The 20,313-nt window shown below is 58.2% G+C and carries 18 protein-coding genes; 8 read left to right on the top strand and 10 right to left on the bottom strand.

Annotation, left to right across the window (positions count from 1 at the left end):
- Positions 1-37: 37 nt before the first annotated feature.
- The 4 genes from hutU to hutI are packed head-to-tail and all read right to left on the bottom strand — an operon-like array spanning position 38 to position 5,263.
- Complete coding sequence (gene hutU, locus ACR0NT_RS10250; RefSeq protein ID WP_170449042.1) at positions 38-1,711, bottom strand: urocanate hydratase; 1,674 nt, start codon at positions 1,709-1,711, stop codon at positions 38-40.
- Positions 1,708-2,523 carry an N-formylglutamate deformylase gene (hutG, locus tag ACR0NT_RS10245; RefSeq protein ID WP_170449050.1) on the bottom strand — a complete coding sequence of 272 codons (816 nt, stop codon included), beginning with the start codon at positions 2,521-2,523 and terminating at the stop codon, positions 1,708-1,710. Before hutG ends, hutU begins: the two co-directional genes overlap by 4 nt.
- A complete protein-coding gene (gene hutH / locus ACR0NT_RS10240) occupies positions 2,523-4,052 on the bottom strand; it encodes a histidine ammonia-lyase (protein WP_480443088.1) in 1,530 nt (509 codons plus the stop codon). The genes hutG and hutH overlap by 1 nt, the downstream gene beginning before the upstream one ends.
- Positions 4,053-4,054: 2 nt before the next feature.
- A complete protein-coding gene (gene hutI, locus ACR0NT_RS10235; RefSeq protein WP_170675129.1) occupies positions 4,055-5,263 on the bottom strand; it encodes an imidazolonepropionase in 1,209 nt (402 codons plus the stop codon).
- An 82-nt stretch (positions 5,264-5,345) separates the two neighbouring features.
- Here hutI and ACR0NT_RS10230 point away from each other — a divergent pair, with 82 nt between their 5' ends.
- On the top strand, positions 5,346-6,707 hold the full coding sequence (locus ACR0NT_RS10230; protein WP_170675127.1) for a formimidoylglutamate deiminase: 1,362 nt from the start codon (positions 5,346-5,348) through the stop codon (positions 6,705-6,707).
- A 3-nt stretch (positions 6,708-6,710) separates the two neighbouring features.
- Here the strand turns inward: ACR0NT_RS10230 and ACR0NT_RS10225 are convergent, their stop codons facing one another.
- Complete coding sequence (locus ACR0NT_RS10225) at positions 6,711-7,262, bottom strand: HutD family protein (RefSeq protein ID WP_170449037.1); 552 nt, start codon at positions 7,260-7,262, stop codon at positions 6,711-6,713.
- A gap of 73 nt (positions 7,263-7,335) precedes the next feature.
- Between ACR0NT_RS10225 and ACR0NT_RS10220 the strand changes: the two genes are divergently transcribed.
- Together ACR0NT_RS10220 and ACR0NT_RS10215 are read left to right on the top strand one after the other, a co-directional pair.
- Positions 7,336-8,040, top strand: coding sequence for a UTRA domain-containing protein (locus tag ACR0NT_RS10220; RefSeq protein ID WP_480443017.1), 705 nt, complete (start codon positions 7,336-7,338; stop codon positions 8,038-8,040).
- A 93-nt stretch (positions 8,041-8,133) separates the two neighbouring features.
- The gene (locus ACR0NT_RS10215; RefSeq protein ID WP_170675137.1) at positions 8,134-9,738 is read left to right on the top strand and encodes a FumA C-terminus/TtdB family hydratase beta subunit; all 1,605 of its coding nucleotides are present in this window, start codon (positions 8,134-8,136) and stop codon (positions 9,736-9,738) included.
- Between the two features lie 289 nt (positions 9,739-10,027).
- On the opposite strand, the gene ACR0NT_RS10210 is transcribed toward ACR0NT_RS10215, so the two are convergent.
- The 4 genes from ACR0NT_RS10210 to ACR0NT_RS10195 all read right to left on the bottom strand — a co-directional run bounded on the left by ACR0NT_RS10210 (position 10,028) and on the right by ACR0NT_RS10195 (position 11,884).
- On the bottom strand, positions 10,028-10,408 hold the full coding sequence (locus ACR0NT_RS10210) for an aldolase/citrate lyase family protein (protein WP_480443087.1): 381 nt from the start codon (positions 10,406-10,408) through the stop codon (positions 10,028-10,030).
- Positions 10,409-10,615: 207 nt separating this feature from the next.
- Positions 10,616-10,912 carry a CcdB family protein gene (locus ACR0NT_RS10205; protein WP_170675123.1) on the bottom strand — a complete coding sequence of 99 codons (297 nt, stop codon included), beginning with the start codon at positions 10,910-10,912 and terminating at the stop codon, positions 10,616-10,618.
- Positions 10,912-11,157 (bottom strand): type II toxin-antitoxin system CcdA family antitoxin, encoded by a 246-nt coding sequence (locus tag ACR0NT_RS10200; RefSeq protein ID WP_170449032.1) that lies wholly within the window; start codon positions 11,155-11,157, stop codon positions 10,912-10,914. Before ACR0NT_RS10200 ends, ACR0NT_RS10205 begins: the two co-directional genes overlap by 1 nt.
- Positions 11,158-11,404: 247 nt before the next feature.
- Complete coding sequence (locus ACR0NT_RS10195) at positions 11,405-11,884, bottom strand: NUDIX hydrolase (RefSeq protein ID WP_170675120.1); 480 nt, start codon at positions 11,882-11,884, stop codon at positions 11,405-11,407.
- Between the two features lie 224 nt (positions 11,885-12,108).
- Between ACR0NT_RS10195 and ACR0NT_RS10190 the strand changes: the two genes are divergently transcribed.
- The 5 genes from ACR0NT_RS10190 (at position 12,109) to ACR0NT_RS10170 (ending at position 19,349) form a co-directional block, all read left to right on the top strand.
- Positions 12,109-12,924 carry a DeoR/GlpR family DNA-binding transcription regulator gene (locus tag ACR0NT_RS10190; RefSeq protein ID WP_480443015.1) on the top strand — a complete coding sequence of 272 codons (816 nt, stop codon included), beginning with the start codon at positions 12,109-12,111 and terminating at the stop codon, positions 12,922-12,924.
- Between the two features lie 79 nt (positions 12,925-13,003).
- Entirely contained in the window at positions 13,004-14,692 is a 1,689-nt protein-coding gene (locus ACR0NT_RS10185) for a Na/Pi cotransporter family protein (RefSeq protein ID WP_170675118.1), read from the top strand.
- 359 nt (positions 14,693-15,051) lie between these two features.
- The gene (locus ACR0NT_RS10180) at positions 15,052-16,074 is read left to right on the top strand and encodes a putative 2-aminoethylphosphonate ABC transporter substrate-binding protein (RefSeq protein ID WP_480443007.1); all 1,023 of its coding nucleotides are present in this window, start codon (positions 15,052-15,054) and stop codon (positions 16,072-16,074) included.
- Positions 16,075-16,209: 135 nt separating this feature from the next.
- Entirely contained in the window at positions 16,210-17,340 is a 1,131-nt protein-coding gene (locus ACR0NT_RS10175; protein WP_480443005.1) for a putative 2-aminoethylphosphonate ABC transporter ATP-binding protein, read from the top strand.
- Complete coding sequence (locus ACR0NT_RS10170; protein ID WP_170675116.1) at positions 17,340-19,349, top strand: putative 2-aminoethylphosphonate ABC transporter permease subunit; 2,010 nt, start codon at positions 17,340-17,342, stop codon at positions 19,347-19,349. The genes ACR0NT_RS10175 and ACR0NT_RS10170 overlap by 1 nt, the downstream gene beginning before the upstream one ends.
- Before the next feature lie 30 nt (positions 19,350-19,379).
- Here ACR0NT_RS10170 and ACR0NT_RS10165 read toward each other — a convergent pair whose 3' ends face one another.
- Positions 19,380-20,267 (bottom strand): LysR substrate-binding domain-containing protein, encoded by an 888-nt coding sequence (locus tag ACR0NT_RS10165; protein WP_170675115.1) that lies wholly within the window; start codon positions 20,265-20,267, stop codon positions 19,380-19,382.
- Between the last annotated feature and the right edge of the window lie 46 nt (positions 20,268-20,313).

Genomic DNA, 20,313 nt, shown 5'->3' with positions numbered 1-20,313 from the left:
CTCAATAGACTGATTGTCGTTGGGTCCGCAGGTGTCCTTAGTTGCCCAGGATGCCCGGCAGGCGCAGGCCATTTTCGCGCGCACAGTCTTTCGCGATGTCATAGCCCGCATCCGCGTGGCGCCAGACGCCCGAGGCCGGATCGTTCCACAGGACGCGTTCAAGGCGCTTGGCGGCGTCATCGGTGCCATCGGCACAGATCACCACGCCCGAGTGCTGCGAGAAGCCCATGCCGACACCGCCGCCATGGTGCAGCGAGACCCAGGTCGCGCCCGAGGCGGTGTTGACCAGCGCGTTCAGCAGCGGCCAGTCGGATACGGCGTCCGAGCCATCCATCATCGCTTCGGTCTCGCGGTTGGGCGAGGCGACCGAGCCGCTGTCCAGATGGTCGCGACCGATCACGACAGGGGCTTTCAATTCGCCGTTCTTGACCATCTCGTTAAACGCCAGCCCCAGGCGGTGACGATCACCCAGACCAACCCAGCAAATCCGTGCGGGCAGGCCCTGGAATTCGATCCGTTCGCGCGCCATGTCCAGCCAGTTGTGCAGGTGCTTGTTGTCTGGCAGCAGTTCCTTGACCTTCTGGTCGGTCTTGTAGATGTCCTCGGGGTCGCCCGACAGGGCCGCCCAGCGGAACGGGCCGACGCCTCGACAGAACAGCGGGCGGATATAAGCGGGAACGAAACCGGGGAAGGCAAACGCGTCTTCCAGACCTTCTTCCAGCGCCATCTGGCGGATATTGTTGCCGTAATCGACGGTCGGTACGCCATCATTGTGGAAGGCGACCATCGCCTCGACCTGTACTTTCATCGAAGCACGAGCGGCTTTTTCCACCTCTTTCGGGGCGGTTTCGGCCTTGGCGCGCCATTCGGCAACGGTCCAGCCCTGCGGCAGGTAGCCGTTGATCGGGTCGTGGGCCGAGGTCTGGTCGGTGACGATGTCGGGCTTGACGCCGCGCTTATAGATTTCAGGGAAGATGTCGGCAGCGTTGCCGATCAGCGCCACGGATTTCGCCTCGCCCGCCTTGGTCCAGCGGTCAATCATCTCAAGCGCTTCGTCCAGACTGTGGGTCTTTTCGTCGACATAGCGGGTGCGCAGGCGGAAATCGGCGGATTTCTCGTCACATTCCACCGCCAGACAGCAGGCCCCGGCCATGACACCAGCCAGAGGCTGGGCGCCGCCCATGCCACCCAGACCACCGGTCAGAATCCAGCGGCCTTTCAGGTCGCCGCCATAGTGCTGACGCCCGGCCTCCATGAAGGTTTCATAGGTGCCCTGAACGATACCCTGCGACCCGATATAGATCCACGACCCGGCGGTCATCTGGCCATACATGGCCAGGCCCTTTTTATCCAGCTCGTTGAAGTGATCCCAGTTGGCCCAATGGGGCACCAGGTTCGAGTTGGCGATCAGCACGCGCGGCGCGTCCTTATGGGTCTTCACGATGGCAACTGGCTTGCCGGACTGCACCACCAGAGTTTCGTCCTCTTCCAGGTCCTTCAGGCTGTCGACGATCAGGTCGAAGTCCTTCCAGGTCCGGGCGGCGCGACCGATGCCGCCATAGACGACCAGTTCATGCGGGTTCTCGGCCACATCCGGGTGCAGGTTGTTCATCAGCATCCGCAGGGGTGCTTCGGTCAGCCAGCTTTTCGCGTTCAATTCCGTGCCGGTCGGTGGATACACGTCGCGGGTGTTCTTGCGAGGGTCGCTCATTCTTCACTCCCTTGATTAAAGATGGTGCCCGAGCGGGCAAGATTGTCGAGCTTTTCAAGCATCTTCTGCAGATGCGGTCGGGCTATTGCGGCCCGGTTGTCATCCCAATCCCAAGGCGGGGTTTCGTGCATGTAGGCCCGTTGCGCGGTTTCCATCTGGATGGCATGGATACCGGTTTCGGGTTGGCCATAGTGGCGCGTGGTCCATCCGCCTTTGAAGCGCCCGTTCAGTACCGCGCCCATGCCTGATGCCCGCGTAACGGCATCCACAGCCGCTTCGATTGCAGGGGAGCAGGTCGCGCCCAGATTGGTGCCGGTGTTCCAGATCGGCAATTCGCCTTCGAACAGGAACGGGATATTGGATCGGATCGAATGGCAGTCGAACAGGATCGCCACCCCGTGCTTTGACCGCACCCGTTCCAACTCTGCCCTCAGGGCATCGTGATAGGGTGCGTGATACGCGTCGCGACGGGCCAATATCTCGTCTTCTGACGGCTCTTGCCCTTCCTGCCAGATAGCCTGCCCATCGAAATCGGTCAGCGGCACCAGCGTCGTGGTGTTTTGTCCCGGATAGAGCGATACGCCGGACGGATCGCGGTTGGCGTCGATCACATAGCGATGCACATTGGATTTCACCACCGTCGCGCCGGGCAGCAACCCGTCATAAAGCCGGGTGATATGCCAATCCGTGTCCGCCAGACCGGCCCCGTTCGCGTTCAGCCGCGCCGCAATGGCATCCGGGACATGGGTCCCGCCATGTGGCTGGCCCAGCACGATAGGGCAGTCGCCGCGTATGACGTCGAAGACCTGCATCATGCAAGCTCCGGCATTTCGGCGTTCACCACATCAAGCAGGGCACCCGACTCTACCAGTTCCTTGGCTGCCTTCAGATCGGGCGCCATATAGCGGTCTTCCTGCAAGCTGGAGACATCCTTGCGCAGGCGGGCAATCGCCTTTTGCAGCAGCGGGCTGGTTTGCAGCGGGGCGCGGAACTCGACACCGCGCGCTGAACACAGCAGTTCGACCCCGAGGATGCTGTTGAGGTTCTCGACCATGCGGGTCAGACGCCGCGCGCCATGGGCGGCCATGGAAACATGATCCTCCTGATTGGCCGAAGTGGGCGTGCTGTCGGTGACGCAGGGGTTGGCCAGATGCTTGTTCTCGCTCATCAGCGCAGCCGTCGTCACCTCGGCGATCATCAGGCCCGAGTTCAGACCCGGCACAGGCGTCAGGAACGGCGGCAGGTCGAAGCTGAGCGTCGGATCGACCATCAATGCAATGCGCCGCTGGCTGATCGCGCCGATTTCCGACAGGGCCAGCGCAATCATATCAGCGGCAAAACCCACCGGTTCGGCGTGGAAGTTGCCGCCTGACACGATCAGATTTGAATCGGTCAGAACAAGCGGGTTATCCGTCGCGGCATTTGCTTCGGTCAGCAAGGTCTGTGCGGCCTGGCGCAGCACGTCCATCGCGGCACCGGTCACCTGCGGCTGACAGCGGATGCAATAGGGATCCTGCACCCGCGAGTCGTCGTCCCGATGACTTTCGCGGATCTCGGATTGCGCCAGAATCGCGCGCATGGCGCTTGCCGCTTCGATCTGTCCACGATGTCCGCGCAGGGTATGAATTTCAGGCTGCAGCGGCGCGGTGGATCCCATGATGGCGTCTGTCGACAGGGCCGAGATCACCAGCGCGTTGCGCGCCGCGCGCCAGACTTCGAACAGACCGGCCAAAGCATAGGCGGTTGAGAATTGCGTCCCATTGATGAAGGCCAGACCTTCTTTCGGACCCAACTCGATCGGCTTCAGACCTGCCTTTGCCAGCGCCTCGGCACCGGGCAGAATCTCGCCTTCGTATTCGGCCTCACCTTCGCCGATCACAACTGCGGTCATGTGCGACAGGGGGGCCAGGTCACCAGACGCGCCAACCGATCCTTGCGCGGGCACAACGGGCGTGACGCCTTTTTCCAGCATGTCCTGCATCAGTTCGATCAGTTCCCAACGCACGCCAGATGCGCCCCGGCCAAAACTGATTAGTTTCAACGACATCATAAGCCGGACGATCCGGCGCGGCGTTGCGTCACCCACGCCGCAGCAATGACTTAGGATCAGGTTCCGTTGCAGAGTTGCAGTATCTGCGGCCTCGATCTTCAGGCTGGCCAGTTTGCCAAAGCCGGTATTCACGCCATAGACTGGCACGTCGCCGGCTGCCGCAGCTGCGATGCGGCCCGCAGCCTCTTCAACCGCCGGGCGGCAGGCCGCATCCAGCCTTGCCGAAGCCTCGTTCCAGTAGATGTTTTCAAGCTGTGGCAGTTTGGTCTGCCCAGGAACCAGAGTGAGAATAGTCACGCGTGTCCTCCAAAGATGCGTTTGTAGAGCGGGTTGAACCCGATGCGATAAGAAAGCTCGGCTGGACGTTCGATGTCCCAGATCACCAAATCCGCCCGCTGGCCCGCTGCGATCACGCCGCGATCAGTCAGGCCCAGGGCGCGGGCGGCATTGCGCGTGACGCCCGTCAGCGTTTCCTCGGGCGTCAGGCGGAAAAGGGTGCAGCCCATATTCATGGTCAAAAGCAAAGAGGTCAGAGGTGAGGATCCGGGATTGCAATCGCTCGCAAGCGCCATCGCCACCCCGTGGGCGCGCAGCAGGTCAACCGGCGGCTGCTGAGTTTCCCGCAGCGTGTAGAATGCGCCGGGCAAGATGACACCTGTGGTGCCGGCCTGCGCCATGGCAACAACGCCATCTTTATCCAGATATTCGATGTGATCGGCCGATAACGCTCCGTACGAAGCCGCCAGCTTTGCCCCGCCCAGATTGGACAACTGTTCCGCATGAAGCTTGACCGGCAGACCCAGTGCCTTGGCGACATCAAAGACCCGGGCAATCTGTGCAGGCTGAAAGGCGATGCCCTCGCAGAACCCGTCAACGACATCAACCAGACCTTCTTCGTGGGCCGCGTGCAGCGTCGGGATGACCACCTCATCGATATAGGCGTCATCGCGGTCTTTGTATTCCGGCGGGGTGGCGTGGGCCCCAAGATAGCTGGTGTGCACCGTCACGGGGCGGCGGTTGGCGATCTCGCGCGCAGCGCGCAGCATGTTCAACTCGGTGTCCCGTTCAAGCCCATAACCGGACTTGATCTCGATGGTGGTCAAACCTTCGGCGATCAGCGCATCGACACGGGGCAGGGCGCCTTCGATCAACTGCTCGAGACTGGCCTGCCGCGTGGCGCGCACCGTCGAGTTGATGCCTCCGCCAGCCCGCGCGATTTCTTCGTAGCCAGCCCCGTTCAGGCGCATCTCGAATTCCTGGGCGCGATCGCCGCCAAAAACAACATGCGTGTGGCAGTCGATCAGACCGGGCGTCACCAGGCGTCCGCCCAAATCCTCGGAATCGAGGTGCGCGTAGTCCTGCGGAAGATCACTTTCAGACCCGACCCATTCGATCTGTGCGCCGGACAATACAACGGCCCCATCTTCGATCAGCCCATAGGGCGCCTGCTGGTTGGCGAGCGTTGCAATTTTTGCGTTACGGAGAACCGATTTCACAGCCATGAGATTTTTTCCGAAGTTGCATATGCTGATAGTTTGGTATAGTCGTTATAAGTAAATGTCTACACAAAAGTTGAGAGCCAAAATGAAGATTTACGCTAACCAGGTGCTTTCAGGGCAAAATTGGCTGAAGAACTGCTGTGTTACTTCGGTTGATGGGCGCATAACCGGGATCGAAGAGGGGGCCTCGGCCGATCAGGCCGACTGTTCCGTCGATGTCCTGCTGCCGTCGCTTGCGAATCTGCACAGCCATACTTTCCAGCGGGCCATGGCGGGCATGACGGAGTTTCGCGCCGCCGGGAAAGAGAGTTTCTGGACCTGGCGCGAACTGATGTACCGCTTTCTGGATCACCTCACGCCCGCGCAGTTCGAGGCCATCGCCGCAATGGTTTTCATGGAGATGCAGGAGGCCGGATATGCTTCCGTGGGCGAGTTCCACTATGTCCACCATCAGCCGGGCGGTGAAACCTATGCCAATCTGTCAGAACTCAGCGATCGCGTCTTTGCTGCCGCGCAGCAGACGGGCATCGGCCTGACCCATCTGCCTGTTCTCTACACCTATGGCGGCGTGAACCAAGAGCCGTTGGCGGGCGGTCAGTTGCGGTTCTCCAACGATGTGGATCGGTTCCTGTCGCTGGTCGAGGCCTGCAAAGGAAACCTCTCCGCGCTTCCCGCCGACGCGCAGGTCGGCATAGCCCCCCATTCGCTGCGCGCCACATCGCCCGCTGATCTGGCGCGCGTGTTACAGGCGACGCCGCAAGGGCCAGTTCACATTCATATCTCGGAGCAGCTCAAGGAAGTTGCCGATGTCGAGGCCAAGCTGGGCCAACGTCCGGTGGCGTGGCTGCTGGACAATGTGGATGTCGATAACCGCTGGTGTCTGATCCATGCCACCCACATGACCGAGGCCGAAACCATCGCCATGGCCAAAAGCGGCGCCGTTGCCGGTCTGTGTCCGATCACCGAAGCCAATCTGGGCGACGGACCGTTCAATGGCCCGACTTATCTAGAGCATAACGGGGTATTCGGGCTTGGATCGGATTCGAACGTCCGCATCTCGCTGACCGAGGAGCTGCGTACATTGGAGTATTCCCAGCGTCTGCGCGACATGGCCCGCAACGTCATGGTGGTGCGCGAGGGGTCGGTCGGGCAAACCCTCTATACCGGCGCGGCACAAGGGGGCGCGCAGGCGGTTGGCCGGGACGCGGGAACCATCGAAGTCGGCAAACTGGCCGATCTTGTTGCAATCGACCGCACCCATCCCGCGCTTTGCGCACTCAACGACCATCAGATTCTCGATGGGCTTTGTTTTGTGGCTTCGGATGATGTTGTCACCGATACTTGGTCCGCCGGACGTCACGTCGTTAAGAACGGCCGCCACCGCGAACACGATGCAATCGTCGCCCGCTATAAAATAGCAATCTCCGACCTGCTTGACTCCGTATGAGGATCAGGGGTGCGCCAGAGTAACAACGGCGCACCGTCCGTCCCCAACCGATCTTAGCCTTGGAACGAGACGCTCGCAGACAGCGGTATCCTGCGTCTCTAGCGCCACGGTGTCATCGCACATGATCTGACCCTCCAACACATGCACGATCGTGGTGCCGTCTGACGGGCCTGCAATATGCGGGATTTCCGAGGCGTCCAGAATTCGGACCTCGGCTGTGACCAGATCGGGATCGAAAATCAGATTGAAGTTTTCAATGGGCGCGCTGCGACACAGACCAGTGATCTTTTCGCCGCCGGGGAACCCGACGGGGACGAAAGGGCGTGCCTCATACTCACGTTCAGCGCCAAGCAAGCGCATCCCGTCGCCTCTGACCACGGTCAGGATACGTTCGAGCCCGTCAAAATTCGAGAACGGTCCGTCACTCTCGACCATGGCGAGACTCAGCCGCCATGCCAGCGCACCCTGAACAGAGTGGCTAGCGATTTCCCGCGTCGTGCCGCGCCCGTTCTTCCACGGTTTGAGGTCATAGTCGCGCCACCGGATAATCTGCATATCGGACTTCACTCTTGCCATTTTATGTATATATTTAACGTGAATAAGTCCAATTTAAAGGTTGGGAAACACCATGGCAGGACCTCAAGACAACATGAGCTTTCGGGACATCAAGCAAGTGGTCCTGGAACGCATTCAAACCGGTGTCTGGAGTCCGGATTCCATACTTCCCAGCGAAACGGATCTGGCTTCCGAGTTTTCAAGCACAAGAACCACTGTCAACAGAGCCTTACGCGAACTTGCGGAAGAAGGCTATCTGGAACGAAAGCGCAAGGCTGGCACACGGGTTCTGAAATCGCCGATCAGAAAAGCCCAATTCTCGATCCCGCTGGTCCGCGATGAAATCACCGCAAACGGGTCAGCTTACCGATACTCTCTGGTCGATAGGCAAGTTCAGGCCGCACCGTCCTGGCTTGCCGCACGTCTGGACCTTAAGAGGGATCAGGACGTTCTGCATTTGCGCTGCATGCATTTCGCAGACAACGCCCCGTTTCAGTTCGAGGTCAGATGGATCGTCATCGACGTTGTTCCTGACGTTCTGAACGAAACGTTCGAACAGGCCGGACCCAATGACTGGCTGGTTCAACACGTCCCATTTACCAACCTCGAACTCAGCTTCATCGCAACCAGAGCCGAGAGCGACGTCGCAGAATTTCTGGACGCAGCAACCGGAGATCCGATCTTTACAGCCGAACGGACAACATGGTTGCGCGGTGCGCCCGTCACATATGCGAAACTGCATTTCACCCCTGGATATAGGATGACAACACACCTCTGAGCAGACGTTGGTATTCTGGTCGGACAAACCGGCGGGTTTTTCAGAGCTCAACTCACTGAATCTTCAACATAATTCTCCAATCAGGTGGCCGAAATGACATTCCCAAGCCTTTTTCAATTGCAAGGGAGCGATACTGAATTCGTTCACATCGGATCCGATGGTCTGTCGACCCGCAGAATTGACGGTATCGAGTTTCTTGAAGTTGACGTGCACGCCGTTGAAGAGCTGACGCGACGGGCCTTTTCCGACGTTTCGCACCTTCTGCGCCCGGCACATCTGCAGCAGTTGAGTGAGATACTGGGGGACGACGAGGCCACGCTAAACGACAAGTTTGTTGCCTTGGAGCTTCTCAAGAACGCGTCAATTGCAGCCGAGAAGGAATTTCCCAGTTGTCAGGACACCGGGACCGCTATCGTCAACGGCAAGAAGGGTGATCAGGTCCTGTTGAAGGGGGATTTATACCAAAGCCTCTGCCAGGGCATCAGCGACACTTGGCAAACGCAAAACCTGCGGTTTTCGCAGATGGCTCCTCTGAATATGTATGACGAGCAGAACACAGGCACCAACCTTCCCGCGCAGATCGATGTCGCTGCTGTTCCGGGGCAATGTCTGGAATTCCTGTTCATGGCCAAAGGCGGGGGCTCTGCCAACAAGACCTTTCTGTTTCAGGAGACACGGCGCCTGTTGGAGCGCGAACGATTGCTGGCTTTTCTGGATGAAAAGATCCGGACTTTGGGTACCACAGCCTGTCCGCCATACCACCTTGCCATCGTGATTGGCGGTTTGAGTGCCGAGCAAACGTTGAAGACGGTCAAGCTTGCATCCGCCAAAGAACTGGATGATCTGCCCCGAACCGGGGATGAAACCGGGCGCGCATTTCGCGATGTTGACCTGGAACAAGATGTCCTGGCCCTTACCCGAAACATGGGATTGGGTGCGCAATTCGGCGGCAAATACTTCTGCCACGATGTCAGAGTGATCCGGCTGCCGCGCCATGGCGGTAGCTTGCCCGTTGGGCTGGGCGTCAGTTGTTCTGCGGATAGACAGATTAAGGGCCGCATCAACAAAGATGGAATCTGGCTGGAAAAACTGGAGCGAAACCCAGAGCAATACCTGCCCAAAATTGACTTCGTCGCCCATGACGCCAAGCGGATCAACCTCGACCAACCAATGACGGCGATTCAGTCTGACCTGAATGCGCTTTCCGTTTCTTCCCCTGTCCTTTTGAGCGGAACAATGATTGTCGCGCGCGACCTTGTGCATGCCGAGCTTTCGCGGCGGTTGGCGCAGGGCAAGCCCCTGCCGGATTACTTTGTAAATCATCCGATCTACTATGCAGGTCCGGCCAAAACCCCGGACGGCTATGCATCTGGTTCGTTTGGGCCGACCACGGCTGCGCGTATGGACCCCTATGTTCCGGAGTTCCAGAAACACGGCGGTTCACTGGTCATGATTGCAAAAGGAAACCGTTCGCAGCAGGTTGTCTCTTCGTGCAAAGCCGCGGGAGGGTTTTATCTCGGCTCTGTCGGAGGCGCGGCTGCTGTCCTGGGCAGAGAAGTTATCCGCAATATCGAAACCATTGATTTTGCGGAATTCGGAATGGAAGCTGTTTGGAAAATCGAGGTCGAGGATTTTCCCGCCTTTGTCATCATCGACAACAAAGGCAACGATTTCTTCGATCAGGCGTCAACGCGGTAGTTCCTTGAACATTCCGCCGACCGGTTGAGCGTCGGCGGCATGCCCGAAGTGCGAGAATGGCTCATTCTAAACCCTCGGGGCATCCGCCTTAAACCTGTTGCCCTTAAGTTTCGCGAGTTCGTTCGGGCGAAAGGGCCGGGGTTCATGAAACGCTTTTTTACCGATGCGCCCTTCGCGTTATAGCCGCAGCGCGCTGATAGACGGGTGGATCGATCATCTGACCGTTCACCATAATTGCTGCATAACCTTGCGCTGCCCGTTCTTCGAAAGCTGAGACAATCATCCGGGCTCACGCCAGTTCCTGTTCCGAAACAGCAAAGGCCTGATTGATCAACTGGACGTGTTTCGGGTGAACGCACAATGCCCTGTCAAAGCCCATCTCCCTGGCTCTTTTGGCTGTCAGAGCAAATTTGTCTTCATCGTGAATCTCGGCGATGCTGCCCGGCGCGCCAATAGCCCCGATGCCGGCAGAGCGCGCGGCCATGATCAGCTTTTGACTGGGGTCGAACAAGTTCTCAAAAGTGGGTTGAAAACCACATTCAAAGCTAAAGTCCTCGGGACCCATCGCCAAGGCCACAAGGCGAGGCGCCGAACGCGCAATGGCTTCGATGCGCCTCAGGGCGTCAGGTGTTTCGATCTGCGCCACGACCACGACGGTTCCCGGCGTCAGGCCTCGGCTGGCCTAGGCTGCGCGGACAACCTCGTCAATCAGGGTTAAGTGATCGGGCCCCTTAAGTGTTGCTTATCTTTTGACTGTGTCTGACTGCCGCTGCTTTGATGTGCAGGCATCACTCGGAAAACGTGTGTTCCTGTAAAAGTAAGCCTGTGCTTTGCGCGATACCCTGACCATGAATTCAACAGCCGAATTCTCAGGAATTCAGAAACCGGAGAACACCATGTCGAGAGCGCGGCGTATTTCGTAGTCGAATTCGGTCAGGTCCGCCACCGGAGGGCCCTTCAGCATCCCGGAGGGAATGGCGGCCATCTCTGCAGTGTGCAGAACATGGGGCACACCAGCGATTGCAAACTCGGGTTCAATCCGACCAATCGGAGAGGGTCCACGTGATTTTGGAAACAGCGGTGCGACAACGCGGCTTCCTGTGTCTATGAGATCAGTTTGAAGATCGAGAACGAGCCGATCTCTGGCAAGCAGATAAACCTGGAACTGGGCCATCAGTTGGTTCGGAGAGCTTGAATATCGGCAAGAGGCGTTCCGTTTTCCTCAATCCATTTTTGTCTTTCAGCAATGGCCTTGGCATTTTCCTTGGCCCAAAGCTCGGCCTCGGCTTTTGCAACAGCGTCAGCCAAGGCCGCATCACTGATGGCCGAGACATTGAGCCCGAGTTGGCGTGCTTTTTCCAGATTGCCAGACGTCAGTGTGACATTGGTACGTTGTTTCTCTTGTGCATTTCGGGGCATGAGGGGGCTCCTGTACCGTGCGTATATATTTACACACTCATTATGCATGCAACAAGCGCCGAGGACGGCTTCGGTCGCCAAAGGGTCCCGGGAAATACCTTAATAGGGTGGCAGGAGCGAACACAGGCAGAAATACTGCGGTACTGGCTATTAAGGCTACCGATCCAATCGCCCAAGTCTTGTGGCCATCCACCTCCACTGCGTCGGACACTCGTTGGTCAGGCTGCGTCAAGCCAGGTCTTTTGGGTCAGTTCGAGGCATCTTGTGCGGCGCGTCTAAGGCTTTCTATCACGGTCACTGTTTTTGGATCCTTCGACAAACTCTTTAACAGGTGCGACAAGTCCTTTTCATCAACAAGCTCTGCTGCTTTGTTGGGCGAAAACCAGCGGCGTTTCCTTTCGTTCTTTTCCTTCCAGCGCCTTTTCAGTTTTTGAACGGCCATGGGATAAAGGGTGACGCGACAGGGAACGCTATCTTTTCCCTCATAGTGCTTATCATAGCAGTATTGGCCGATGGGATGTTTCGAAACAGTACCAACCGCGCCTGCTTCCTCCAATGCCTCGATTTCGGCTGCACGCTGCTGCGTCTTGCCTTCCATCAACCAGCCTTTTGGGACAACCCAACGCCCTGTATCACGCGACGTGATCAACAGAACGCGAAGCTTGCCGGCCTTGTCCCACTGCATAGGAAGTGCCGCAATCTGGTATGCTATTTCAGTATCGTACATGGTGCCTCATTCTCGCTACGGAGTCCTGCCCAACTCCTGAACACGGTTTCCCCATGATCCCCTTTGCTGACTTGACCGGCGCAAAGAGTGCGCCGAACGGCGTAAACCAACAGGTACCTTTGGAGTTTTGCCTCAACTTCCAAGGCCTGTTGTGAAGAATAATCCTCAAAAATGCGGAAAAATACAGACCAAAACAACATTGGTGTGGATTTTTGTGGGAATTGATGCGATTGCTACACCAACTAACCAAGTGTGGGAATATGTCAGAGCAGTATTCACTTTCTCCGCGCGAGTTGCAGGTCATGGAGGCTTTGCGACAGTTGGGCGGGTATGCTCGAAACATAGAAATGGCAGAAGTTCTGAGTGTTTCGGACGAGACGATCCGGCGCACGATCAAATCTCTGTCAAAGCTGGGAATAGTGGAACGCAACCACGGTGTTGTTCGTTTGTTGGATGCGCAGGCAGAGATCGGTTTTTTCCAACGTCTGGGTGAGTTCACAAAGGAAAAAAAGAAGATTGCCCAAACGGTTGCGACATTGGTGCAGGACGGGACGACACTGTTTCTGGATGTCGGAAGCACAACAGCTTTTGTCGCCGAAGCGCTGCGGGTCAAAAAGAACCTTACAGTCATTACCAACTCGACCAATGTGGCGCACAAGCTTCTGGAGCATAACGACAATCGCGTTTTCCTGCTGGGCGGCGAGGTGCGCAAAGATGAAATGGGTTCGTTCGGGTTCATTGCCGCGGAACAGGCAAGGCAGCACATTTACGACATGGTTATACTCAGCCCTGATGCTCTGGACCCGAAATTCGGTTTTTTGTACCAAAGCCTGGTCGAGGCGGAATTGGCTTCCGTTGTAGTCGAGCGCGCACGGCAAACCACGGTTGCGATGGTGCATCAGAAATTCGAAACGTCCGGATCGCACCAGAGTTTTGAGCCGCAAGTGGTCGACCAACTTGTCACAGACATCCTTCCCGGAAGAAAGCTGGCTGCCAAGCTTGCGCGTTGGCACATCAATACTCTGACGGTCTCTCAATGAGAAAGCGTTCTTAATATACACGTCCGGCTGCGACCGCTTTTCGCGATGATCGAGCCGAAACAAAGAGGCATGCTATGTAATGGCAATTCTGGTATTTCTGACGCAGCTGGCCGGTGCCACAATGCTCTTGCTGTTTGCGGTCCGTATGGTCCGTACCGGCATCGAGCGCAGCTATGGCGCCTCATTTCAGCGGGTGCTGACCCGCAACAACAGTATGGTGGGCTCAAGCCTGACGGGCATGCTGTTAGCGGTGGTGCTGCAAAGCTCGGCCGCGGTTGCGCTGCTGGCTTCGGGCTTTGCCGCCGGAGGGTATCTGGCCTTTTCCGCAGGTCTGGCGATTGTGTTGGGCGGGGATCTGGGCTCGGCGCTGGTGATCCAGATCCTGTCGTTCCGGCTGGACTGGCTGGTACCGCTGCTGCTGGCTGTCGGCGGCTGGCTGTTCGTCAAGACCGAACGCAAGAAGCCCCGTCAGATCGGGCGTATCCTGATGGGCGTTGCCTTTATCCTGATCTCTCTGCGCTTCCTGCGCGAGGCGATGGACCCGATCCGCGACAGCGCGTTCCTGCCTGCCATTGCAGATTATCTGGTGCGCGACTACGTGACCGCCTTCCTTGTCGGCGGGGCGCTGGCCTTTGTCATGCACAGCTCGGTCGCGGCGATCCTGATGTGTGTGACGCTGGTGCAGATCGGGGCGCTGCCGTTCTCGGCGGGCCTCTCGCTGGTTCTGGGTGCCAATCTGGGCAGCGCGCTGATCCCGGTCTGGCTGACCCGCGGTATGGAGGTGCGCGCCCGGCGCATAACCTTCGCCAATCTGGCGCTGCGCGGGGTCTGGGCGGTACTGTGCCTGTTTGCCGCCAATCTGGCCCTGCGCGCCGGGGTGATGAGCGGTGATTATCAGGGTCAGATGCTGGTCAACGCTCACCTCGCCTTCAATGCCTCTCTGCTGATCCTGTCGCTGCCCTTCTGCGGTATGCTTCAAGCGCCGTTCGAGCGCCTGTTCCCGGATGCCAAACCGGTGGCCGACGCCGATCCGCTGGCCCGACCGGTCAGCGCGCTGGATCCTGCGATGGCGGACACTCCGGCGCTTGCGGTTTCGGCGTTGAAGCGAGAGCTTCTGCGGATGGCAGACCTTGTGCAGATGATGTTCAGCCCTCTGCTGGGCCTTTACCGGTCCGGGGATGATGAGCAGATCAAGGCGGTTCAGGCCATTGATCTGGACGTCAACCAGTGTCTGACTGATATCCGGGCCTTCGTTGCGGCGCTGCCGGCCGAAAAAATGGATTCCAAAAGCTCGGACGAGGCTCGCGACGTGCTGGAATATGCGGTTAGGCTTGAAACTGCGGGCGATGTCGTGGCCAAGCGGTTGACCGTGCTGGCGATTGAGCTTCGCGAAACCGGCAAACAGTTCTCGCCTGAGGGCTGGTCCGAAGTGCAGGAGATGCACGAGAAAATTCTGGCCAATCTGAAGCTGGCGGCCAATGTGATCATTTCAGAAGATTTGGAAAGCGCCCGCTTGCTGAACCTGGAAAAGACTGAAATCAAACGTGCCGAACGTGACAGTCGCAAACGCCATTTCCGCCGCCTGCAAAACGGCATGATCGACAGTTTCGAAACCAGCGATGTTCATCTTGAAACCTTGCGCGCTCTGCGCGAATTCAACAGCCACATCGCCGCCATTTCCACCCCGATCCTGTATTCGAACGGGCAACTGCTGGAAACGCGATTGATCGAAGACCTGCCGCACCGCAAACGCGAAGCAGACGCCTGATCGGACCCGGCGTTTCGCCGGGTCGCCGACGGGCATATCATTCAGGATGAGGTGCGCGCTGTGCCTGCAATTCCGCCCCAACGGAGCGGAAGGCTTCGTGGTGTCAACCTGTTGCGGCAGGATTTTTTTCAATCGACCCGGGCATGCGGGATAGGCCGCCGCAAAGGGCGTTGTCGGAATCGCTTCAAATCACAGTATTTTCTACGAATTTGCGAAGGATAAGTTTTATTTATGATATAGTAGATATTATCGATTTTTCTTGGTTCAGCATTCTGTCAAATTACTGTCATCAAAAACCAATAACTGAAGCGCCGCACCAGAATGGCGTAATCGTCATAATCAACCCAACAGAGGAAATCATGGAACACACGACTTTGAAGTTTGCAGCAATAGTGGTGGGGGCGCTGGTTGCGTCGTCTGCTGCGGCCGAAACCGAGCTGACGGTTTATACGGCGGTTGAAGCCGAGGATCTGGCGCGTTACGCGGAACAGTTCAACGCGGTGCATCCGGATATTCAGATCAACTGGGTGCGGGATTCCACCGGCATCATCACCGCCAAGCTTTTGGCCGAGCGTGACAACCCGCAGGCTGACGTTGTCTGGGGTCTGGCTGCGACCTCGCTGCTGCTGCTGAAGTCGGAAGACATGCTGGAGCCCTACGCGCCGGTTGGTGTCGAGAAGCTGGATGCGAAGTTCGTCGACAGCGGCGATGTGCCCAGCTGGGTTGGCATGGACGCCTGGGTGGCGTCGGTCTGCTATAACACGGTCGAGGCCGAAAAGGCCGGTCTGACGCCGCCGACCTCGTGGAAGGACCTGACCGACGCGCAGTACAAGGGCCACGTGATCATGCCGAACCCGAACTCTTCGGGCACCGGTTTCCTGGACGTGTCGAGCTGGCTGCAGCTGTTTGGTGAAGAGGGCGGCTGGGAATACATGGACGGCCTGCACGAGAACATCGCGCGCTACACCCATTCGGGGTCCAAGCCGTGCAAGCTGGCTGCGGCCGGCGAGATTCCGATCGGCATCTCGTTTGCCTTCCGTGGCGCCAAGTCCAAGGCGGCAGGTGCGCCTCTGGAAATCATCGTACCGAGCGAAGGTGTTGGCTGGGACATGGAGGCCACCGCGATTGTAGCGGGCACCGACAAGCTGGAAGCCGCGCAGAAGCTGGTTGATTTCTCGGTCACCAAGGAAGCCAACGAGATGTACAACAGCGGGTACGCGGTTGTTGCGATGCCGGGCGTTGCCAAGCCGGTTGAGTACTTCCCCGAAGGCCTGCTGGACGCGATGATCGACAATGATTTCGAGTTTGCCGCCAACAACCGCGCCGCCATCCTGAAGGAATGGCAGTCGCGCTATGACGGCAAGTCCGAACCCAAAGAGTAAACCACTCGAGCCGGAGGGGCTTAATGCTCCTCCGGTTTTTTGGATAAACTCCCCTACATCTCATGTGAACGGCGCGGCGAATTTCTGGCCACTCTCTTGTCATGGCTGCTGCGCAAAGCTCAAGGACCCCTCCCAGTGCTTAAGAAAACCTCTCCCGGTGATCTCTATCTGAGTATCCAAGACCTCTGGAAAGCTTTTGGCGAATTTCTGGCCCTTCGGGATATCTCGCTGGACATCAACGAAGGTGAATTCATCTGCTTTCTGGGGCCTTCGGGCTGCGGCAAGACCACCCTGCTGCGCGCCATTGCGGGTCTGGACCTGCAAACCAAGGGCACGGTGATGCAGGATGGCAAGGATGTGTCGAACCTGCCCCCGTCCGAGCGCGACTTCGGCATCGTGTTCCAGTCTTATGCGCTGTTTCCGAACCTGACGATCGAAAAGAACATCGCCTTCGGGCTGGAAAACACCGGCCGCAGCAAATCCGAGATCGCGGTGCGCGTGGCCGAGTTGCTGAAACTTGTGGGCCTGCCGGATCAGGGCAGCAAATACCCGGCCCAGCTGTCGGGCGGCCAGCAACAGCGGATCGCGCTGGCGCGGGCGATTGCCACCAATCCCGGCCTGCTGCTGCTGGACGAGCCGCTGTCGGCGCTGGACGCCAAGGTGCGCGTGCATTTGCGCCATGAGATCAAGGAATTGCAGCGCAAGCTGGGCGTGACCACGGTGATGGTGACCCACGATCAGGAAGAGGCGCTGGCCATGGCCGACCGGATCGTGGTCATGAACCACGGGGTGATCGAACAGGTCGGCACCCCGACCGAGATCTATCGCCACCCGGCCAACCTGTTCGTGGCCGACTTCATCGGTGAGATGAACCAGCTGCCTGCGGTCGCGGGTGATGCTGAAAGTCTGGAGCTTGGCGGTTCGGTTCTGAAATGTGAACCCCATGATCATCAGAAGGGCAGCCGTATCGTTGCCGCCGTCCGTCCCGAGGATATCATCCCGCATGGCGAAGGGGCGCGGTCTCCGGGTGCGCCGGATATCATCACCACGCCGGAAAATGCCTTCGAAGTGCGCATCAACGAGATGGAATTCCTGGGCTCGTTCTGGCGCTGCCGTCTGTCGCATGAGATTTTTGGCGCCGAAGAGCTGATCGCCGATTTCTCGATCAACGCGGTGCGCCGTCTGGGCCTTGAAGAGGGCGGCAAGATGATGATCGAACTGCCCCGCAACCGCCTGATGGCCTTTACCCCGGCGGAGGAGGGCTGATGACCGATACCACCTCTCTGCCCGCCGGCCCGGTCATCAAGGGCAAGCTGAGCCGCGACGATCTCATCATGCGCGGCGGCATGATGGTCATCGCGCTTTATCTGGTCGTGACCCTGGCGTTCCCGCTTTGGGCGATGCTGTCCAAGTCGTTCTCGACCTACCGGATGGAGCTGTCGCAATACGAATTCCAGGTCAGCGACGACAACGGCGTGTTCAGCGGAGCCATCCTGAACGGCGCTCAGCTGAACGCTGAAACCGGCGCCTATACCGATCAGGAGCTTTCGACCGGGGCAGACGGGCGGTTGTCGGTGACACCGTTCTTCCCCGACTTCAGTTTCCGCAGCCCGGTGATGTATCAGATCCGCAACACCGTGCCCGATGGCCGGTTCCTGATCGGATCGAACCTGCAAAAAGGCACGGACTGGGTCGAGCTGGATTCCAACACCTTCCGCCGGGTGCAGTTGCGGCCTGTCCAATCGACCGGTGTTGACAACTTCATCAGCTATTTCTCGACCCCGGCGCTGTTCAACTCGATCAAGAACTCGCTGTGGATTGCGGTCGTCAGCACCATCATCACCGTCACGCTGGCCTTCTGGTTCGCCTATGCGCTGAACCGCAGCTGCATGCGCTTCAAGGGTGTGTTCCGGCTGGTCGCCATGGCCCCGATCCTGGTGCCGTCGCTGCTGCCCGGTATCGCGCTGGTCTATCTGTTCGGCAATCAGGGGATGCTGAAAGAGCTGCTGTTCGGAGCCAGTATCTACGGGCCCATAGGGATCGTGATCGGCTCGGTCTTCTTCACCTTTCCCCATGCGTTCCTGATCATCTCGACGGCGCTGGCAATCTCGGACGCGCGTCTTTACGAGGCCGCCTCGAGCCTGCGCTCGACCCCGTGGCGCACCTTCTGGACGGTGACCATTCCGGGCGCGCGCTATGGCCTGATCTCGGCGGCGTTTGTGGTGTTCAACCTGGTGATCACCGATTTTGGCCTGCCCAAGGTGATCGGCGGTCAGTTCAACGTTCTGGCGGTGGACATCTACAAGCAGGTGATCGGCCAGCAGAACTTTGAGATGGGCGCGGTGGTGTCGGTTGTTCTGGTGGTTCCGGCGATCCTGGCCTTTGCCATCGACCGTCTGGTGCAGTCGAAACAGGTGGCGCTGCTGTCGGCGCGCTCGGTGCCGTATCAGCCCAGCCCGAACCCGAAAACCGACCGTATCATGCTGATCTATTGCAGCCTGGTTGCGCTGTTCATCCTGGGTCTTCTGGCGGTCTGCCAGTTCGCCGCGCTGATCAAGTTCTGGCCCTATGACCTGAGCCTGAGCCTGAACAACTATCAGTTCGACAAGATGGATGGCGGCGGCTGGGGGTCCTATTTCAACTCGATCAAGATGGCGCTGCTGACCGCGGTGATCGGCACCTCGATCGTGTTCTTCGGGGCTTATCTGGTTGAAAAGTCGAACGGGTTCAAAACCGGCCGCGCATTGTTCCAGATGTTTGCCATGTTGCCCATGGCGATCCCCGGAATGGTGCTGGGCCTGGCCTATATCTTCTTCTTCAACAACCCCTCGAACCCGCTGAATGCGATCTACGGCACCATGGCCATTCTGGTGATCTGCTCGGTGACCCACTTCTATACCGTGTCGCACCTGACTGCGGTGACCGCGCTCAAGCAGATGGATACCGAGTTCGAATCGGTCTCGGCCTCGCTCAAGCAGCCGACCATGAAGCTGTTCGCGCGGGTGACGGTGCCGGTCTGCCTGCCGGCGGTGCTGGACATCTCGATCTACCTGTTCGTCAACGCGATGACGACGGTGTCGGCGGTGGTGTTCCTGTATTCGCCGAAAACAACACTGGCCTCGATCGCGGTGCTGAACATGGACGATGCAGGCGATATCGCACCGGCAGCGGCAATGGGAATGATGATCTTCTACACCAATGCCGCAGCCCGCATCCTACACCTCATCGCCTCAAAGGGGATCCTCAAAAAAACCCAAGCCTGGAGAGCAAGATGACCGGTTAAGTGGATTGGACCCCTGCCGCGATTATGCGGCGGGGGTTTCTTTCGACTCCAATACCTGTCGTGCAAAGTCCATGAAGGCTCGGATGATCTTCACTTCTCGGCGCTGCGACAGGGCGACAAGGCTTTCGTCCATGTGCAAATGGATGTCCTTCAACCGGATTTGCCTGAGACGGTCATCATGGCTGTATTCCGCCTGCGAAACAAATCCGACACCGGCGCCCGAGGCCACCAGTTCCCGAACCGCTTCCCGCCCTTCGGCAACAATTGCGGGTTTGAGAACAACACCGCTTTTCTTGGCCTCTTCTTCCAGTTTCTGACGCGTTTTCGATCCTTGTTCTCTGAATATCAAAGGCAGGTCGGCCAGTTCCCTGAGTGACAGGGTCGATTTGGACGCCAGTAACACGCCGTGGGCCGCAAAGGCCACGATCTCGGTCGATCCAAGGTTCAGAACGCTCATATCCTTGCCGGGTGATAAACTGCCGACGACGCCAATTTCCGCGTTGTAGGATCTGAGCTCGTCAAGAATCTCCTCGGTATTGCCGGAGCGCATCGAAATTTGGGCTCCTGGGAATTTTTTTCGAAACGGACCGAGGAACCTGGTCAGGTGATGGGCGGAATCGGCGATGATCCGCAACTCGCCATCGATCACCGCTTTTGTTTCGGACAGGTAATCTTCGATCTGATCCTCAATTTCGAAATACTGTTTCGTGAAGCGGAAAAGCTGTTCCCCTTCCGGGGTAAGGTGCACGCGTTTGCGTTCGCGCAAAAACAACAGCAGATCATGATCCTGTTCCAGCTTGCGGACCTGTTCGGATATGGCGGGTTGGGTCAGGAAAAGCGCCTCGGCCGCGCGCGAGAATCCGCCGTATTTGGCAACGTAGTGAAAGGCCTTTAATTGGCTGTGTCGCATTGCGGGCTCCCCCAAATTCCATGCATAAGCTGCGCCTATTATTAGA

The sequence above is a fragment of the Ruegeria sp. AB10 genome, from assembly GCF_056542745.1.
This window is presented reverse-complemented; position numbering and strand designations above follow the sequence as displayed.

What these genes read in the sequence shown, in the direction of transcription:
- ACR0NT_RS10180 (WP_480443007.1), top strand. Translation starts at nt 15,052, where the DNA reads ATGGAACACACGACTTTGAAGTTTGCAGCAATAGTGGTGGGGGCGCTG.
- ACR0NT_RS10205 (WP_170675123.1), bottom strand. Translation starts at nt 10,912, where the DNA reads ATGGCCCAGTTCCAGGTTTATCTGCTTGCCAGAGATCGGCTCGTTCTC.
- hutI (WP_170675129.1), bottom strand. Translation starts at nt 5,263, where the DNA reads ATGGCTGTGAAATCGGTTCTCCGTAACGCAAAAATTGCAACGCTCGCC.
- ACR0NT_RS10190 (WP_480443015.1), top strand. Translation starts at nt 12,109, where the DNA reads ATGCGATTGCTACACCAACTAACCAAGTGTGGGAATATGTCAGAGCAG.
- ACR0NT_RS10170 (WP_170675116.1), top strand. Translation starts at nt 17,340, where the DNA reads ATGACCGATACCACCTCTCTGCCCGCCGGCCCGGTCATCAAGGGCAAG.
- ACR0NT_RS10215 (WP_170675137.1), top strand. Translation starts at nt 8,134, where the DNA reads ATGACATTCCCAAGCCTTTTTCAATTGCAAGGGAGCGATACTGAATTC.
- hutU (WP_170449042.1), bottom strand. Translation starts at nt 1,711, where the DNA reads ATGAGCGACCCTCGCAAGAACACCCGCGACGTGTATCCACCGACCGGC.
- ACR0NT_RS10200 (WP_170449032.1), bottom strand. Translation starts at nt 11,157, where the DNA reads ATGCCCCGAAATGCACAAGAGAAACAACGTACCAATGTCACACTGACG.
- ACR0NT_RS10165 (WP_170675115.1), bottom strand. Translation starts at nt 20,267, where the DNA reads ATGCGACACAGCCAATTAAAGGCCTTTCACTACGTTGCCAAATACGGC.
- ACR0NT_RS10230 (WP_170675127.1), top strand. Translation starts at nt 5,346, where the DNA reads ATGAAGATTTACGCTAACCAGGTGCTTTCAGGGCAAAATTGGCTGAAG.
- ACR0NT_RS10225 (WP_170449037.1), bottom strand. Translation starts at nt 7,262, where the DNA reads ATGCAGATTATCCGGTGGCGCGACTATGACCTCAAACCGTGGAAGAAC.
- hutG (WP_170449050.1), bottom strand. Translation starts at nt 2,523, where the DNA reads ATGCAGGTCTTCGACGTCATACGCGGCGACTGCCCTATCGTGCTGGGC.
- ACR0NT_RS10185 (WP_170675118.1), top strand. Translation starts at nt 13,004, where the DNA reads ATGGCAATTCTGGTATTTCTGACGCAGCTGGCCGGTGCCACAATGCTC.
- ACR0NT_RS10195 (WP_170675120.1), bottom strand. Translation starts at nt 11,884, where the DNA reads ATGTACGATACTGAAATAGCATACCAGATTGCGGCACTTCCTATGCAG.
- ACR0NT_RS10220 (WP_480443017.1), top strand. Translation starts at nt 7,336, where the DNA reads ATGGCAGGACCTCAAGACAACATGAGCTTTCGGGACATCAAGCAAGTG.